Source organism: Micromonospora chalcea (assembly GCF_028768405.1).
Lineage (GTDB): Bacteria > Actinomycetota > Actinomycetes > Mycobacteriales > Micromonosporaceae > Micromonospora > Micromonospora chalcea.
The window spans coordinates 1041332-1056344 of sequence record NZ_CP118233.1 but is presented as its reverse complement, the minus strand read 5'-3'; the positions used below and the strand labels follow the sequence as shown (position 1 = coordinate 1056344).

Sequence of the window (15013 nt, the reverse complement as noted above, 5' to 3'; positions counted from 1 at the left end):
CTTAACGCCTCGTGCATAAGAAGGGGCCCTTCCTAACGGTTCAGCAGCGCCGCGAGCAGCTCCAGGTCCGCCCCGAGCAGGCTCTCCATCTGGTGTACGCCGTCGGCGGGCGCCAGCGGCACCTCGGCCGGAACGGCCAGCACCGCCGCACCGGCTGCCAGCGCGCTCGCCACGCCGGTGGGTGAGTCCTCGATCGCCACGCACCGCTCGACCGGTACGCCCAGCAGACGCGCGGCGGTCAGGTACGGCTCCGGGTGCGGCTTGGCCGCGTCCACCTCGTCGCCGCAGACCACCGCGTCGAAGCTGTCCCGGCCCAGCGTGTCCAGGGCCACCTCGACCAGGGACCGGCCGCTGGAGGTGACCAGCGCGGTGGGGATGCCGGCGTCCCGTACCGCCCGCAGCAGCGCCAGCGCGCCCGGACGCCAGCGCAGCCCGGTGCGGAACAGCTCCAGGATCCGGGCGCTGATCCAGTCGGCGCTTTCCTGCACGTCCCGCTCCGGCTGGCCCAGGTCGTCGTGCACGATCCGCATGGCGTCGGCCATCCCGGTGCCGACGATCGCGCGGCGGGCGTCGTCGGACAGGACACCGCCGTACACGGCGGCCAGTTCCTGCAACGCGACGTCCCACAGCTTCTCGCTGTCGACCAGCGTGCCGTCCATGTCGAAGAGCACGGCGGCGGGGTGCTTGCTGCTCAGCGGGGGCCTCCTTCGATACGGGTACCCCGCCGATCCTGCCAGCCGCGCCGGGCCCGCCCGTCACCGTCCCCGCCCCTGGTGACCCGCGGCATCACCCGAGACCGCACGCGCCCAGCGACTTCTCGTATCCCCGGAAGAACGAATCGCTGCGCTGCTCGGCGGTGCCGTGCGAGCCCTCGGCGAACCACGGCTGGTCGGGGTCGTCGCCGACCGCCAGCAGCCCTTCCCGGAACTCCTCCAGGTCGCCGTCCTCCAGCTCCAGCACCCCGGCGCGCACGCTGTCCCCGAGGTACGCCCCGGCCATGCAGTCGGCCTGCAGCTCCTGCTGGATGGTGAAGTTGTAGCGGATGCCGAGCCGCACCTGCATGCCGTGGGCGTACTCGTGGCCGAGCAGGTAGAACAGGAACGCGTCGCCGATCTGCCGGAACGCCGCCACCGACCAGTTCACGTCGTAGGCGATGAAGTCGCCGGCCGAGCAGTACACCGCGTTGTTGCGCGGCAGGCCCTGCCCGGCACAGGCCACCTCGCCCTCCCGGCTGTAGGCCACCACCCGCCGGATCGGGGTGAACCGCTGACCGGAGGCGCGGAACTGCTGCGCCCAGTACCGTTCGGCCAGCCGGACCGCGTCCTCGATGTCCTGCTTGAACTCGGCGACGCTCGTGGTGCCGTCCGCCCGGGTGGTCTGCGACTCGGGCTGCGCGCTGCGCGGGGGTGCGGGCTGCTGCGGCTCGCCCTGGTCGACGCCGCCGGCCATGCAGCCGGCCGCGACCAGCGCGGCCACCACCAGCCCGGCGATCGGCCCGCGCCCCTGACGTCCCGCCCTGTCCCCCACCATGACCTCCCGGTTTTCGTACCCGTGTCCCGCAGCAGTACCCCCGGCGGACGCCGGTGATGCTCACCGGCTCACACGCACGGCCGCCGGGAAACGTTCACCAGGCGACGGCGTCCCGGGCGCCCGCGCCGGTCACGCTGGATCGGCCCGGGTACCGTCGCCGGGATGGAGCCGCACCCGTCGTACGCCGGAATTGTCTACTGGCGACGTAGCCTCTGGAACGGCCTGCGGTGCGTGCCGGTGCTGATGACCCTCGACGAGGGCTGGCTGCGGGCCGGCGACCGGCGCGGCGCGGAGGTGTTCGCCGCGCCCGTCGGGCAGGTCGAGGCCCGGGGAACGATCTTCGGCACGATGCTGCTCACCGTCGGCGGCCACCGGTACGCCCTGGTCGGCGTGGGCGCCACCGTCTCACCGCCACCGAGCAGGGAACAACTGCGGCGGCTGGACGAGCTCACCGCCCGCGCCGAGCCGGTGCCGGACCTCGCGTCCTGGTGGGAGACGCTGGCGCGGGCCGGCGTGACGGTGCGCTGAGCGGCGTGGTCAGTCCAGGCCGCGCATGATGTGCGGTTCGCCGTCGTCGTCGCCGAAGCAGCGGTGCAGCACCTGGGCACGCGCCCACAGGTCCAGGCTGCTCGGCGGTCCGACCGGCCCGGTGCCGGCGGGCACGCTCAGCACGGGAGCCGGGTCCGGCGGGACCTGCGACGTCACCTCGTCGGTCATGTCCGCCCCTTTCGTCGTACCCATGCTCGCCCTCGGGCGTTTCCGCCACGTCAACGCCGACGGCGGGGGCGTGGACGCGCCGCCTGGTCCGGCGTCGGCCCGTACTCCGGTGACGGTAGTCCGCCGGGCCGCCGAGCACAGCCGTATTCCCGACGTCGCCGCAGGTGGCGGCCGGTGATCACGCCTGCGGACCGGGCGGGCCGCAGGTGTCGCCGCGCCGGGCGTCGCGACCCTCGCGCCCGGCTACGGTCTGATGCATGACTGTCGTCCGGTCCATCCTGCTGTTCCTGCTCGCCGCGCTCGCCGAGATCGGCGGCGCCTGGCTGGTGTGGCAGGGCTGGCGGGAGAACCGCGGCCTGCTCTGGATCGCCGCCGGGGTGATCGCGCTCGGCGCCTACGGATTCGTCGCCACGTTCCAGCCGGACCCGAACTTCGGCCGCATCCTCGCCGCCTACGGCGGCGTGTTCGTCGCCGGGTCGCTCGCCTGGGGCATGGTCGTCGACAAGTTCCGGCCCGACCGCTACGACCTCGCCGGCGCGGCCATCTGCCTGGTCGGCGTCGCGATCATCATGTACGCGCCGCGCGCGAGCTGACGGCGCGGTGATGAGTTTCCGCGCCCGTTCCCGTCACACAGACGACGGGACACGACGACGCGGGAGGATGACGTGATGGGTGCGGAGCCACGGCGGGCGGAGCTGGGCGTACGCGATCTGGGTGAGGTCGACGAGCCGGCGTTCGCCGGGCTGGCGCAGCGACACCGGCGGGAGCTGCACGTGCACTGCTACCGGATGCTCGGATCGTTCGAGGACGCCGAGGACACCGTCCAGGAGACGTTCCTGCGCGCCTGGCGACGGCGCGAGACGTTCGCCGGACGCTCCACGTTCCGGGCCTGGCTGTACCGCATCGCCACGAACGCCTGCCTGGACCTGCTGGCCAAGTACCGTCCCGAGCCCGCGACCGGCGGCGAGGTGCGGTGGCTGCAGCCCTACCCGGACCGGCTGCTCGACGAGCTGCCCGCGGCCGGCGCGGACGAGCCGGAAGCCGTCGCGGTGGCGCGGGAGACGATCGAGCTGGCGTACCTGGTCGCGGTGCAGCACCTCGCGCCACGCCCGCGTGCCGTGCTGATCCTGCGTGACGTGCTCGGCTGGCCGGCCAAGGACGTCGCGGAACTCCTGGGCGACTCGGTCAACTCGGTGAACAGCGCGTTGCAGCGCGCCCGCGCCGGCATGCGGGAACACCTGCCCGCGCAGCGGCAGGACTGGACCGGCGACGAGACCGACACCCGCACCCGCGAGCTGGTACGCCGCTTCACCGACGCCGCCGTCGCCAAGGACGTCGCCGCTCTCGCCGCCATGCTGCGCGACGACGTGCGCTGCTCGATGCCCCCCACCCCGGGGCTGCAGATCGGCCGGGACGCGGTGGTCGCCGACTGGGTCGCGGACGGCTTCGAGAGCCTGGGCAGCATGCGGGCCGTGCCCACCGCCGTGAACCGGCAGCCCGCCGTCGCGTTCTACCTGTGGCAGGAGAGCGACGGCGCGTACCTGCCGCTCACCGTCGACGCCCTGCGCGTCACCGGCGGGGCGATCACCGAGATCGTCACGTTCCACGCCGACCAGTTCCCGCGCCTCGGGCTGCCCGAGCGCCTGCCGGCCGACCGTACCCCGTAGTGCCGGTGCGGACGCTCGCGCTGCCCGGCGGCGCGCGCGTCGCGGTGGTCGCGGCCCAGTGGCAGCACGCGTACGGCGTGGTCACGCGCGGACGGGTGCAGCTGGAGCTGCGCGACGGCGCGCCCGGGCCGGTCCTGCGCCGCGACGCCGGTTTCTGGCTGCGCGACACCGGAGTACGCGCGCTGCGCAACCCCGGCCGCTGCACCGCGACGGTACGAGTCCTGACCCCCGACTTCTGGAGGAGCGACATGATCAGCAGCACCGGCACCGGCGTGGGCTCTCGCCGTTCGCACGGCTTCCGGCGGCTCGCCGTCACCGGCGTCGTCGCCACACTCGTCGCGATGACTGCAACCACGCTCGGCGCGGCGCTCGCGCGGGCCGCCGGCGTCGACTTCGCGATCCCGGACGGCGGTGACGAGGCCATCCCGCTCGGCGGATTCACCGTGGTGACCGGATTCTTCTCCCTCGTCGGGGTCGTCATCGCCGCCGTACTGCTGCGGTTCAGCGCGCGTCCCGCGTCGCGGTTCGTGTGGACGGCGGTGGCGCTGACCGCGCTGTCGCTGGCGCCGCCGTTCCTCGTCGGGGCCGCCGCCACGACGAGCGTCACGCTGGTCGCGCTGCACCTGGTCGCGGCGGCGGTGATGATTCCCGCCCTGACGCGAAGCCTGCGCGCACTCCCTCCGGGACGTGCCTGAGAGCTGCCCGGCCGTCCGCGAGGGAGGGCGGCGTGGGCCGGGCCACAAAACATACTCGATTCGCAGGGTTCGATCGAAGACGTGCGGGCACTCCGGTATGGACCGAACGCCGGGCGCCGCAAGTCGGCGCCCGGCACCACGTTCGACCGAGAGGTGACACCATGACCTTCCGCGCCAGGCTCGTCGGAGCCGCACTCGCCGGGACGCTCGCCGCCGGGGCATCGGCACTGGCTGGGGCCTCCGCGGCCAGCGCGCAGGCAGAACCCTGCGTTCAGCGCATCGCCGTGGTGAACAACGCCGCCTTCGTGATGTCCTTCAGCGTTCAGGCGAGCAACGGTCTGGAGACGGCGAACACCGACAACTACCCGATCAACCAGTCGCGGACGATCGATCTCACCACCACGGCGCTGCCGGTCGGCGCCGACGTCCGCCCGGTGGTCGACGCGGTCGCCGGAGCGACGCGGACCCCGAGCAGCTTCGTGTCGTACTGCGAGAACGGGCAGACCGCCACGTACTCGGTGACCGGGACGACGTACGACTACTCGGTCACGCTGATCGGCTGACCGGCACGTCGACGCTTCGGGGCGTCCGCCGTCGCGGCGGGCGCCCCGCGCTCGTGCGCTACGTTGATCGGGTGCCCGTACCCCGGCTGATTCCCATCGCGCACGAGCCCGGCCACCGGACGGACACGATCGGCCGCTACGACGAAGGGCTGTTCCTCGCCTCGGCGTGGGACCACCACGCGTACGTGCACCTCTTCGACCACCACGGGACGTACCGGAGCTCGACCATCACGCGGGTTCCGGATCGAGGCGCGCTGAGCGAGGCACTCGACGGGCTGCTCGCGAGCCTGCCCGGCAGGTCGTACGGCGACATCGCCGTACGACTGTTCCAGACCCGTCAGGACGGCGTCGTGTTCGGTCTGGTCGACGAGTCCGGCGACCGGGCGGGCGACGGCAGCCACGTCGACTGGGTCGAGCTGTATCCGGATCGCCTCGGATTCCACGAGCCATGGGACGGCCTCTACGACACGTGACGGCCGGCGTCGTGGTCCTCACAGGTCGGAGCTCCGCCAACCGCTCGTTGACGCCGACCCGTTCGTCTTGCCGGTCAGGGTGCGAGGAAGAAGTACGCCACGACACCCTTGTGATCGGAGTTCGTGTCCCCGGCGGTGCGGGCGAGAACATCAAGGCGCTGTCCCTGTACCTCGACCACGCCGACCTAAGCTTCACGCTGCGGGTCAACACCTACCTACTGCCGACAAGCGAGGACCGCGCCCGCCGAGTGATTGAGCTTCTGCCGTGCCGGGTAACCAACGGTCACACATCGGGCATGGTGACCGCTTCGGTGTGAACTGTCGGCGAGCCGGTCGGATCAGGCTCGAAGCGAGGTCACGGGGCCTGGCGGGGCTCGTCTCGACCGGTTTCGGCTGGCACGGTTGCTGTACTTCGCTGCTGTACTGCTGGCCTCAGATCAGACGCTGGATGCGGACCTTCGGGCGCTCATTTCTGAGGTGGCCTTGCTTGTGCTGGCGGACCTGCTCCTCCCAGACCTCCTGGTCGTAGTCCGGGTCCGGCGGGGTCCACCTGTGGGAGCCGTCGCTGTAGTGGAACTTCTCGTCGCCGGCTCGAAGGATGCTCATCGGGTCCAGCCGAGGAAGCGGTGGTGCAGGTGGCCGGCGGGCACGTGGGCCAGGTCCTGGGCGGCGTCGACGAGTTGGGCGGCAAGGTAGAGGGCCAGCGACACGGGGGCGCGATCATATTCAGCTCGCAGCTCACGCCGCCGAGTTTGACAGGGCCACTCGCCCGCACAACCGCCGCAGGTCCAGGCCGGTTTGATCGGGTGGTGGGTGGTCATCGCGGGCCGTCCTGGCTGGGCCAGTGGCCGCGGTTGATCGGGATGCGGTGGCGGCTTCGGCAGAGCAGGCTGCTTCCGCAGCGGCAGACATGTCGCCAGTGCCGCCATGACCAGACGGGCCGATGACGGCGGGCGAGGGTGAGCGCCACCGCCAGGACGTACTCGTCATAGGAGACGCGCTTCATCGGCTTGCCGGAGCCGTTGTGGCGACTCTTCGCCGCGTCAGGGGATCGGAAGGGAGCACTGCCGTCTCCTCGTGCCGCAGGTGTCCGGGGGCGTGGATGCCCGATCACGGGGGATGCGCCGGGCATCCACGCCGGTGAGGACGGCCCACAGCGCCAACCGGGGGAATCGACCTCCTCGGCAACCTCCCATAGGTACCGTTGGGTAGTCAAGGGCTGACGTAGGTGGTCTACTCGTGTTGCCAACCGAGGGGAACACCGTGCCACCGCGTTACCGCTACGAGCAGATTGCCGACGACCTCGCCGAACGCATCGCGTCTGGCGAGTTCCTGCCCGGCTCCAAGCTGCCCAGCCGTCGAGAGTTGATCGAGCACTACGACGTAACGGAGCCCGTGATCGACCGCGCCATGCAGGTGCTACGGATCAAGGGCATGACCGAGACCCTGCCGGGCGTAGGCGTCTTCGTCGCCGAGTAGACCCGCTCCATACGCGGGATGGCCGAGATGCTCGATCAGCCACTCACGCACGTCATCACGGACGGCGTCGGCATCCCACACCGCCGTGCGCAGCAGCCGCTGCATCGCCTGTGGATCCCCGTGACCCGCCCGCTCCGCAAGCGACCAGCAGGTCTTTCGTTCGGCCTCCGACAGCAGCCCCTCTACGAACTGCCCGGCCGTCGCCCGGGGCTCGGCCCGCACGAACCGGCCCGCGACACGCGTCATCGCCTCGTTCAGGATGACCCGCCACCCGGCGGGGTCTACGCTATGGCACGCGGCCACCGCACGATCTTCGGTTGTCCTCACAAACCATCGATGATCAACGCGGTGCCGTCTTCACGCCCACGCCACGCCCAAACTCGATGCCAAGGGACGTTGAAATACTAGACAGCCGGGACTATGGGGTGACCGGCTTCCGGGCAGTGACCAGCGCAAAGGACAATAACGCGCCGCCATCGGCTTCGAGCATGGTGATGACCGGATCGGTCAGGTCGCGAGTGTCTTCCGGCTGTTGCTCGCGACATGCCCGAGCCCACAGCAACCAGTCTTCCCAGCCGTCTGGTTGTAGACGGGCGGACGTCACGGTGACCAGCTCGGTGATCTGCCACTGGAACCGCCACCACTGCGCCGTGTGCCAGGCGATTGCCTCCCAGCCGACGCAGTCCTTGATGTGGGGCGGAATCTCTCCGAGGTCACGTATCTCGCTGGTCATGCCCGGCGTCGCGATCGCCAGCTGTCCACCTGGCTTGAGGAAGCGGGTGATGTAGGCCAGATAGCTGTCGGCGGTGCCAAAGTACTCGTATGCGTCGATGCTGACGATCACATCGAACGAGTTGGCGGCGAAGGGCAACGAATGCGCCTCCGCTTTGCACGCTTGAACCGAATCGGAAACCCCTGCCTCAGCGAACATGACGGCAGCGTCGTCCGGAGACACCCACAGGTCCGCCGCAACGACTTGGACGCCGAATTCGCGGGCCAGGAAGACAGACGTCGCGCCTCTACCGGAGCCGAGGTCGAGTACTCGCATGCCGGGTTGCAGGTCGAGGTCTCTGGACAGATCCTCCAGCAGCCAGAGCGGGTGCGGCCCCATGTCCAGCTGGAGCAGCCACGCCGGATCGTATTGAGACGACCGAGGGTACTTCTCCGGACGAACAAGATCTTGTAATGCGCTCATCGGTGGTATCGAAACAGCTTCCCGGCTCGGACACCAGCCGTTTCGGACGGCGGGTAGTCGCGGGACCGTTCACGCCGCGGCTCGCAACGGGGCTGCCGCCACTCCCGGGTGGGTATCGCTCGGCGAGGTCGTCGACGCGGATGAGGGCGCGACCGTCGTTGACCGCCACGCGACGGTCGCAGCCGACCGCGAGGACGTAGCCGGTCCCGCATTGTTCGAGCTCGCCATGGCTGTTCTCTAGGCGGGCGACGTTGCCGCGTACAGCCTTCTCCGAGAACTCGGTCTCGTCGGTGACCAGCACCGTGTCGGGTGACCGAGGTCCCTGATCAGCCACTCGCGCATGTCATCCTGGACGGCATCGGGGCTCCGCACCGCCGTGCGCAGCACCCGCTGCATCGCCTGCGGATTGCATGTACGAACAGACCAACAGGTCTTACGTCACGCCTCCGACAGCACCTCCCGGGAAGTCGGCGCGGAGGGCGATGTAGACGTCGCGGACGATGTAGCGCCTGAGGTAGCGGAGGAATTCTTGCTTGTTGAGGCCTTCGGTGATGCGTCATTGCTGGTAGGCGTGAGTGCGTGGGTCGTAGCGCAGGCGGTAGAGGGCGATGGTGTGCAGGGCGTGGTTGGTGCCGCAGTCGCCTCCTCCGGATCGTGCAGCCGGGCCGGCAACGGAAGATCATCAACGGGCACGCCGATGAGGGTAGTCCGGGGTAAGCCTCCGAGCACCACGCTGCGCGTCTACACCCACCTCCTGCCGAGCAGCGAGGACCGCACCCGCCGGGCGATCGACGCCGCCTTCGGGCACGGCCCGACCGACCCCGACGGCCTGGCGACGGCCCAGCCGGATGCCGGGACCGCGTTTGCGCAGCTCAGGAAGGGTGACGGCGTCACTTGGCGTTGAAGTAGTTCGCCTCCGGGTGGTGCACCACGATCGCGTCGGTGGCCTGCTCCGGCACCAACTGGAACTCCTCCGACAACTGCACGCCGATCCGCTCGGCCCCCAGCAGCTCCACGATCTTCGCCCGGTCCTCCAGGTCCGGGCAGGCCGGGTAGCCGAACGCGTACCGGCAGCCCCGGTAGTCGGTGCGCAGCAGACCGGCCAGGTCGGCCGGGTCGTCGTCGGCCACGGTGCCGCCACCGGGCAGCACCAGCTCGGCGCGGATCCGCCGGTGCCAGTACTCCGCGAGGGCCTCGGTGAGCTGCACCGACAGGCCGTGCACCTCCAGGTAGTCGCGGTACTCGTTGCCGGCGAACATCTTCGCCGTGTACTCGCTGATCGGCTGCCCGACGGTGACCAGTTGCAACGCCACCACGTCGAGCTGGTCGCCCTTGGGCCGGAAGAAGTCGGCCAGGCACAGCCGCCGCTCCTGCCGCTGCCGGGGGAAGGAGAACCGGGCCCGCTCGCTGTGCCCGTTCTCGTCCAACACCACCAGGTCGTTGCCCTCGGAGTACGCGGGGAAGTAGCCGTACACCACGGCCGCCTCCAGCACCTGGTCGGAGATCAGGCGGTCCAGCCAGTACCGCAGCCGGGGCCGGCCCTCGGTCTCGACCAGTTCCTCGTACGACGGGCCCTTGCCGCCGCGGGCGCCGCGCAGCCCCCACTGGCCCAGGAACGTGGCCCGCTCGTCCAGCAGCGCCGCGTAGTCGGCCAGCGGCACGCCCTTGACGACGCGGGTGCCGAAGAACGGCGGCTTCGGCACGGCAACGTCCACCGCCACGTCGGAGCGGACCGAGGCGTCGTCCAGTTCGGGCAGGGCCTCGCGCACCTGCGCCCGCTGCCGCTCGCGGCGCTCCCGGCGGGCCGCCAGCGCCGCCTCGCGCTCCGGGTCGATTACCGGCGCGCCGCCGCGCTTGGCCGCCATCACGCGGTCCATCAGGGACAGCCCTTCGAACGCGTCGCGGGCGTAGTGCACCTGACCCGGGTAGATCGACCGCAGGTCGTCCTCCACGTACGCGCGGGTCAGCGCCGCGCCGCCGAGCAGCACCGGCCAGCGCTCGGCCACGCCGCGGGAGGCCATCTCGGCCAGATTCTCCTTCATGATGACTGTGCTCTTGACCAGCAGGCCGGACATGCCGATCGCGTCGGCGCGGTGTTCCTCGGCCGCGTCGAGGATCGCGTTGATCGGCTGCTTGATGCCGATGTTGACCACGTCGTAGCCGTTGTTGGACAGGATGATGTCGACCAGGTTCTTGCCGATGTCGTGCACGTCGCCCTTGACGGTGGCGAGCACGATCCGGCCCTTGCCGTCGTCGTCGGTCTTCTCCATGTGCGGCTCCAGGTACGCCACCGCGGTCTTCATCACCTCGGCGGACTGGAGCACGAACGGCAACTGCATCTGGCCGGAGCCGAACAGCTCGCCGACCACCTTCATGCCGTCCAGCAGCAGGTCGTTGATGATGGACAGCGGCGTACGCCCCTGCGCCATCGCCGTGTCCAGGTCGGCCTCCAGGCCGTTGCGCTCACCGTCGATGATCCGCCGCTTGAGCCGCTCGTCCAGCGGCAGCGCGGCCAGTTCCTCGGCCCGGGTGGCGCGCGCCGACGCCGCGTCCACGCCCTCGAACGCCTCGATGAACCGCTGCACCGGGTCGTAGCCCTCGCGGCGCCGGTCGTACACCAGGTCGAGCGCCACCTCGCGCTGCTCGTCCGGGATCCGCGACATCGGCAGGATCTTGCTGGCGTGCACGATCGCCGAGGTCAGCCCGGCCTGCGCGCACTCGTGCAGGAACACCGAGTTGAGCACCTGCCGGGCCGCCGGGTTGAGGCCGAACGAGACGTTGGAGATGCCGGCGGTGAAGTTGACGCCCGGATAGCGGGCGGCGATCTCCCGGATCGCCTCGATCGTCTCGATGCCGTCGCGGCGGGTCTCCTCCTGCCCGGTGGCGATCGGGAACGTCAGCGCGTCGATGAGGATGTCCTCCCGGCGCATCCCCCACCGGCCGGTCAGGTCGTCGATCAGCCGGGAGGCCACCCGTACCTTCCATTCGCGGGTGCGGGCCTGGCCCTCCTCGTCGATGAGCAGCGCCACGACGGCGGCGCCGTGCTCCTTGACCACCGGCATGACCCGCGCGTAGCGGGAGTCGGGGCCGTCGCCGTCCTCGAAGTTGACCGAGTTGACCACGCACCGGCCGCCGAGCATCTCCAGGCCGGCCTCGATCACCGCCGGTTCGGTGGAGTCCAGCACGATCGGCAGCGTCGACGCGGTGGCGAACCGCCCGGCCAGCTCCCGCATGTCCTGCGTGCCGTCGCGGCCCACGTAGTCGACGCAGAGGTCGAGCAGGTGCGAGCCGTCCCGGGCCTGGCTGCGGGCGACCTCCACGCAGGCCTGCCAGTCCCCGGCGAGCATGGACTCGCGGAACGCCTTCGAGCCGTTGGCGTTGGTCCGCTCCCCCACCATCAGGATGCTGGCGTCCTGGGCGAACGGCACGTGGTGGTAGATCGAGGAGACCCCGGCCTCCGGCTTCGGCGCCCGCGCCACCGGCGCCCGCCCGCCGAGGCGCTCCACCAGCACCCGGATGTGCTCCGGGGTGGTGCCGCAGCAGCCGCCGATCAGGCCCACGCCGTAGTCGGTGACGAACCGCTCCAGCGCGTCGGCCAGCTCGTCCGGGCTGAGCGGGAAGTACGCCCCGTCGGCCGTGAGCACCGGCAGGCCCGCGTTCGGCATCACCGAGATCGGGATACGCGAGTGCTGCGCCAGGTAGCGCAGGTGCTCGCCCATCTCCGCCGGGCCGGTCGAGCAGTTCAGCCCGATCAAGTCGACGCCGAGCGGCTCGATCGCGGTCAGCGCCGCGCCGATCTCGCTGCCCAGCAGCATCGTGCCGGTGGTCTCCACCGCCACCTGACAGATGATCGGCACGTCCCGGCCCGCCTCGGCGCGGGCCCGCTTCGACCCGACCACCGCCGCCTTGACCTGGAGCAGGTCCTGGCAGGTCTCGATGATCAGCGCGTCCGCCCCGCCGGCGATCAGACCGGCGGCGTTCTCCTGGTACGCGTCGCGCAGCGAGGCGTAGGTCGCGTGCCCGAGCGTGGGCAGCTTGGTGCCCGGGCCCATCGAGCCGAGCACGAACCGGGGGTGCTCCGGCGTCGCGTACTCGTCGGCGGCCTCCCGCGCGATCCGCGCGCCCGCCTCGGACAGCTCCCGGATGCGGCCGGGGATGCCGTACTCGGCGAGGTTGGGCAGGTTCGCGCCGAACGTGTTGGTCTCCACGCAGTCCGCGCCGGCGGCCAGATAGGCGTCGTGCACGCCTCGGACCACGTCCGGCCGGGTCACGTTGAGGATCTCGTTGCAGCCTTCGAGGCCGTCGAAGTCGTCAAGGGTGAGATCGGCGGCCTGGAGCATCGTCCCCATCGCGCCGTCCGCGATCAGGATCCGATCGGCCAGCAGGTCACGCAACGAAATAGGCACATGGCCCAGGTTAGTGCGCCCGAGTACGCCAGACTCACCCGAACCGGGCCTTCCCACATACTGCCCGGCCGACCGGCGTACGCCTTTGCGCCGGTTCGCCCGGGTGGTCACCCTCGGCGACCGGCGCGGCCGACGGGCCGGCCCCGTCGGCGGCACGTAGGCTGGCGGACGTGAAGGACAACAGGGGTGCGACAGTGCGACGGGGCGACGCCGCGCCCGACGAGCAGGGTGAGGTGACGGCGTGACCGAGTTCGACGGGCTGCCGGTACTGCGCTCGCCGGTCGCCATCGCGGCCTTCGAGGGCTGGAACGACGCCGCCGACGCCTCCACCGCCGCCGTGGAACACCTGGAGCAGGTCTGGCAGGCCCGGCAGGTGACCGAGCTGGACCCGGAGGACTTCTACGACTTCCAGGTCAGCCGTCCGACGATCACCATGGCCGACGGGGAGACCCGGCGCGTCGAGTGGCCCACCACGCGGTTCATGGTGGCCAGCCCGGAGGGCACCGAGCGGGACGTGGTGCTGATCCGGGGCATCGAGCCGAGCATGCGCTGGCGGACGTTCTGCGAGCAGGTGCTGGAGATCTGCCACAGCCTGGAGGTCGAGCGGGTGGTGCTGCTCGGCGCGCTGCTGGCAGACGTGCCGTACACCCGGCCGCTGCCGATCAGCGGCAGCGCGTCGGACGCCGACGCCGCCAAGCGCTACCAGCTCACCCCCACCCGGTACGACGGGCCGACCGGCATCGTCGGCGTGCTGCACGACGCCTGCACCCGCGCCGAGGTCGACGCGGTGTCGTTCTGGGTGCACGTGCCGCACTACGCCAACAACCCGCCCTGCCCGAAGGCCACGCTGGCGCTGCTGCACCGGGTCGAGGAGGTGCTCGACCTGCCGGTGCCGATGGCCGACCTGGCCGAGGAGGCCGCCGAGTGGGAGCAGCGGGTGCGCAGCGCCGCCGAGCAGGACGCGGAACTCGGCGAGTACGTGCGTGAGCTGGAGGAACGGGTCGGCGACGCCGGCATCACCCCGTTGACCGGGGACGAGATCGCCCAGGAGTTCGAGAAGTATCTGCGTCGCCGCGGCGGTTCCGCCGGGCCGACAGCGGGTTCCTGGTAGCCGTTTTCCGTCGAAGCCGGGTCCCCTTGCCGGGCCCGGCTTCTGCGTGTCCGGGGTGGCGCGGTCACACCCTCTAGGGCATCCTAGGAACCTAGCTGTTCTGAGGAGGCCCGGATGCAGATCAACCCCGGCGCGGCCGAGTTCCCGCACCGGCAGATCGCCGCGCAGCTCAAGGCCCAGGTGCGCCGCGGCGACTGGGGTCCCGGCGAGCGGCTGCCGTCCATCCCGGCCATCGCCGAGATGTTCGGCGTGGCGAAGCAGACCGTGCAACGCGCCGTCGACCAGCTGCGGGTCGAGGGCATCCTGATCACGAAACCCGGCTCCGGTACGTACGTCCGGGGCACCCGGCGCCGCCTCAACCGCCTGTCCCGGGGCCGGTACGGCGGCTTCCGCGGCTACCACACCGACCTGGCCGCCCGGTACCGCCAGCAACTCGTCTCGGTCGGCCGCTCCCCCGCCCCGGCCGAGGTGGCCGACGCGTTCGGCGTCGCCGACGGCACCGAACTGCTCTGCCGCCGGCACCTGGTACGCACCGACGACTCCCCGGTCGAAGTCGGCGCGTCCTGGTTCCTGCCCGCCGACACCGCCGGCACGTCACTGGAGCGGGCCGAGGCGTTCGGCCGCCCGCTCTACCAGGAGGCGGAGGAGGTCACCGGCCGGCGGTACGTCACCGCCACCGACACGATCAGCGCGCGCCAGCCGAGCCGGGAGGAGGCGGAGATCCTCCAGATCCGCCCGGATACGCCGGTGCTGCACCTGCTGCACGTGGCGTACGACGAGCGGCGCAAGCCGATCGAGGTCGCACAGGCGACCTGGCCCGGCCCGATGACCACGCTCACCGAGGAGTACAGGATCCCCGCCCCGGCTCCCGACCAGGACCCCGACCCCGGACTGGTCCTGGGCTGACCGCTTTGCCCCCGCCCCGGCGATCTTGCACTTTCCGCCCCGGCAGACGGCGCATTTCCGACGCTCCAGGGGCCGCGAGTGCAAGATCGCCGAGGCGTGCCGGCGGGGCCGGCACGCACATGCTCCCGGAACGGCCACGCCCGGGCGGAGCCCCCGGGTCGGGTCGTGCCGGGTGGAACACCGTGGGTGTCAAACCGCCCTCAAGACACCCGTCACGTTCCACCCGCCCGCCGAGCGACGCGATCTTGCGGTTTCGGACCCCGCAAACTGG

General features: G+C 71.0%; 18 protein-coding genes and 1 pseudogene. 11 read left to right on the top strand and 8 right to left on the bottom strand.

Annotated elements, in window-relative coordinates; translation table 11 throughout:
• Positions 1–32: 32 nt before the first annotated feature.
• On the bottom strand, positions 33–671 hold the full coding sequence (locus tag PVK74_RS04940) for an HAD family hydrolase (protein WP_104112479.1): 639 nt from the start codon (positions 669–671) through the stop codon (positions 33–35).
• A 115-nt stretch (positions 672–786) separates the two neighbouring features.
• The gene (locus PVK74_RS04935; protein ID WP_274479248.1) at positions 787–1527 is read right to left on the bottom strand and encodes a neutral zinc metallopeptidase; all 741 of its coding nucleotides are present in this window, start codon (positions 1525–1527) and stop codon (positions 787–789) included.
• A gap of 165 nt (positions 1528–1692) precedes the next feature.
• Here PVK74_RS04935 and PVK74_RS04930 point away from each other — a divergent pair, with 165 nt between their 5' ends.
• Positions 1693–2058 (top strand): hypothetical protein, encoded by a 366-nt coding sequence (locus PVK74_RS04930; RefSeq protein WP_166456052.1) that lies wholly within the window; start codon positions 1693–1695, stop codon positions 2056–2058.
• A 9-nt stretch (positions 2059–2067) separates the two neighbouring features.
• Here PVK74_RS04930 and PVK74_RS04925 read toward each other — a convergent pair whose 3' ends face one another.
• Positions 2068–2247: a hypothetical protein gene (locus PVK74_RS04925; RefSeq protein ID WP_030504114.1), complete on the bottom strand. Its 180-nt coding sequence runs from the start codon at positions 2245–2247 to the stop codon at positions 2068–2070.
• Here PVK74_RS04925 and PVK74_RS04920 point away from each other — a divergent pair.
• From PVK74_RS04920 to PVK74_RS04895, 6 genes are all read left to right on the top strand, one after another.
• Entirely contained in the window at positions 2246–2425 is a 180-nt protein-coding gene (locus PVK74_RS04920) for a hypothetical protein (protein WP_147265157.1), read from the top strand. The two genes, PVK74_RS04925 and PVK74_RS04920, sit on opposite strands and share 2 nt — an antisense overlap.
• Positions 2426–2504: 79 nt before the next feature.
• Complete coding sequence (locus PVK74_RS04915) at positions 2505–2840, top strand: YnfA family protein (RefSeq protein ID WP_104112481.1); 336 nt, start codon at positions 2505–2507, stop codon at positions 2838–2840.
• Between the two features lie 72 nt (positions 2841–2912).
• On the top strand, positions 2913–3914 hold the full coding sequence (locus PVK74_RS04910) for an RNA polymerase subunit sigma-70 (RefSeq protein WP_420800515.1): 1002 nt from the start codon (positions 2913–2915) through the stop codon (positions 3912–3914).
• A gap of 5 nt (positions 3915–3919) precedes the next feature.
• Complete coding sequence (locus PVK74_RS04905) at positions 3920–4609, top strand: DUF6069 family protein (protein WP_233514737.1); 690 nt, start codon at positions 3920–3922, stop codon at positions 4607–4609.
• Positions 4610–4770: 161 nt separating this feature from the next.
• Entirely contained in the window at positions 4771–5172 is a 402-nt protein-coding gene (locus PVK74_RS04900; protein ID WP_069089801.1) for a hypothetical protein, read from the top strand.
• 71 nt (positions 5173–5243) lie between these two features.
• A complete protein-coding gene (locus PVK74_RS04895) occupies positions 5244–5645 on the top strand; it encodes a hypothetical protein (RefSeq protein WP_274478301.1) in 402 nt (133 codons plus the stop codon).
• A gap of 432 nt (positions 5646–6077) precedes the next feature.
• Here PVK74_RS04895 and PVK74_RS04890 read toward each other — a convergent pair whose 3' ends face one another.
• Both PVK74_RS04890 and PVK74_RS31130 read right to left on the bottom strand, forming a co-directional pair.
• Entirely contained in the window at positions 6078–6251 is a 174-nt protein-coding gene (locus tag PVK74_RS04890) for a hypothetical protein (protein ID WP_274478300.1), read from the bottom strand.
• Positions 6248–6466, bottom strand: coding sequence for a flavin reductase (locus tag PVK74_RS31130; protein ID WP_091609711.1), 219 nt, complete (start codon positions 6464–6466; stop codon positions 6248–6250). The genes PVK74_RS04890 and PVK74_RS31130 overlap by 4 nt, the downstream gene beginning before the upstream one ends.
• A 418-nt stretch (positions 6467–6884) precedes the next feature.
• On the opposite strand from PVK74_RS31130, the gene PVK74_RS04885 reads away from it, so the two are divergent.
• On the top strand, positions 6885–7124 hold the full coding sequence (locus tag PVK74_RS04885) for a winged helix-turn-helix domain-containing protein (protein WP_274478299.1): 240 nt from the start codon (positions 6885–6887) through the stop codon (positions 7122–7124).
• Here the strand turns inward: PVK74_RS04885 and PVK74_RS04880 are convergent.
• Together PVK74_RS04880 and PVK74_RS04875 are read right to left on the bottom strand one after the other, a co-directional pair.
• A pseudogene (locus tag PVK74_RS04880) lies at positions 7086–7370 on the bottom strand (transposase); the annotation flags it as partial. The gene PVK74_RS04885 and the pseudogene PVK74_RS04880 sit on opposite strands and share 39 nt — an antisense overlap.
• 172 nt (positions 7371–7542) lie before the next feature.
• Positions 7543–8319: an SAM-dependent methyltransferase gene (locus PVK74_RS04875; RefSeq protein WP_274478297.1), complete on the bottom strand. Its 777-nt coding sequence runs from the start codon at positions 8317–8319 to the stop codon at positions 7543–7545.
• 697 nt (positions 8320–9016) lie between these two features.
• Between PVK74_RS04875 and PVK74_RS04870 the strand changes: the two genes are divergently transcribed.
• A complete protein-coding gene (locus PVK74_RS04870) occupies positions 9017–9223 on the top strand; it encodes a hypothetical protein (protein WP_274478296.1) in 207 nt (68 codons plus the stop codon).
• Here PVK74_RS04870 and metH read toward each other — a convergent pair.
• Complete coding sequence (gene metH, locus PVK74_RS04865; RefSeq protein WP_274478295.1) at positions 9210–12725, bottom strand: methionine synthase; 3516 nt, start codon at positions 12723–12725, stop codon at positions 9210–9212. The two genes, PVK74_RS04870 and metH, sit on opposite strands and share 14 nt — an antisense overlap.
• A gap of 241 nt (positions 12726–12966) precedes the next feature.
• On the opposite strand from metH, the gene PVK74_RS04860 reads away from it, so the two are divergent.
• On the top strand, positions 12967–13836 hold the full coding sequence (locus PVK74_RS04860) for a PAC2 family protein (RefSeq protein ID WP_030504102.1): 870 nt from the start codon (positions 12967–12969) through the stop codon (positions 13834–13836).
• 114 nt (positions 13837–13950) lie between these two features.
• A complete protein-coding gene (locus PVK74_RS04855) occupies positions 13951–14742 on the top strand; it encodes a GntR family transcriptional regulator (RefSeq protein ID WP_064446114.1) in 792 nt (263 codons plus the stop codon).
• Positions 14743–15013 lie beyond the last annotated feature (271 nt).

Excerpts from the sequence above, each read along its gene's own strand:
- PVK74_RS04925 (WP_030504114.1), bottom strand. The coding sequence starts at position 2,247 with ATGACCGACGAGGTGACGTCGCAGGTCCCGCCGGACCCGGCTCCCGTG.
- PVK74_RS04930 (WP_166456052.1), top strand. The coding sequence starts at position 1,693 with ATGGAGCCGCACCCGTCGTACGCCGGAATTGTCTACTGGCGACGTAGC.
- PVK74_RS04875 (WP_274478297.1), bottom strand. The coding sequence starts at position 8,319 with ATGAGCGCATTACAAGATCTTGTTCGTCCGGAGAAGTACCCTCGGTCG.
- PVK74_RS04900 (WP_069089801.1), top strand. The coding sequence starts at position 4,771 with ATGACCTTCCGCGCCAGGCTCGTCGGAGCCGCACTCGCCGGGACGCTC.
- PVK74_RS04920 (WP_147265157.1), top strand. The coding sequence starts at position 2,246 with ATGTCCGCCCCTTTCGTCGTACCCATGCTCGCCCTCGGGCGTTTCCGC.
- PVK74_RS04915 (WP_104112481.1), top strand. The coding sequence starts at position 2,505 with ATGACTGTCGTCCGGTCCATCCTGCTGTTCCTGCTCGCCGCGCTCGCC.
- PVK74_RS04890 (WP_274478300.1), bottom strand. The coding sequence starts at position 6,251 with ATGAGCATCCTTCGAGCCGGCGACGAGAAGTTCCACTACAGCGACGGC.
- PVK74_RS31130 (WP_091609711.1), bottom strand. The coding sequence starts at position 6,466 with ATGACCACCCACCACCCGATCAAACCGGCCTGGACCTGCGGCGGTTGT.
- PVK74_RS04870 (WP_274478296.1), top strand. The coding sequence starts at position 9,017 with ATGAGGGTAGTCCGGGGTAAGCCTCCGAGCACCACGCTGCGCGTCTAC.
- PVK74_RS04855 (WP_064446114.1), top strand. The coding sequence starts at position 13,951 with ATGCAGATCAACCCCGGCGCGGCCGAGTTCCCGCACCGGCAGATCGCC.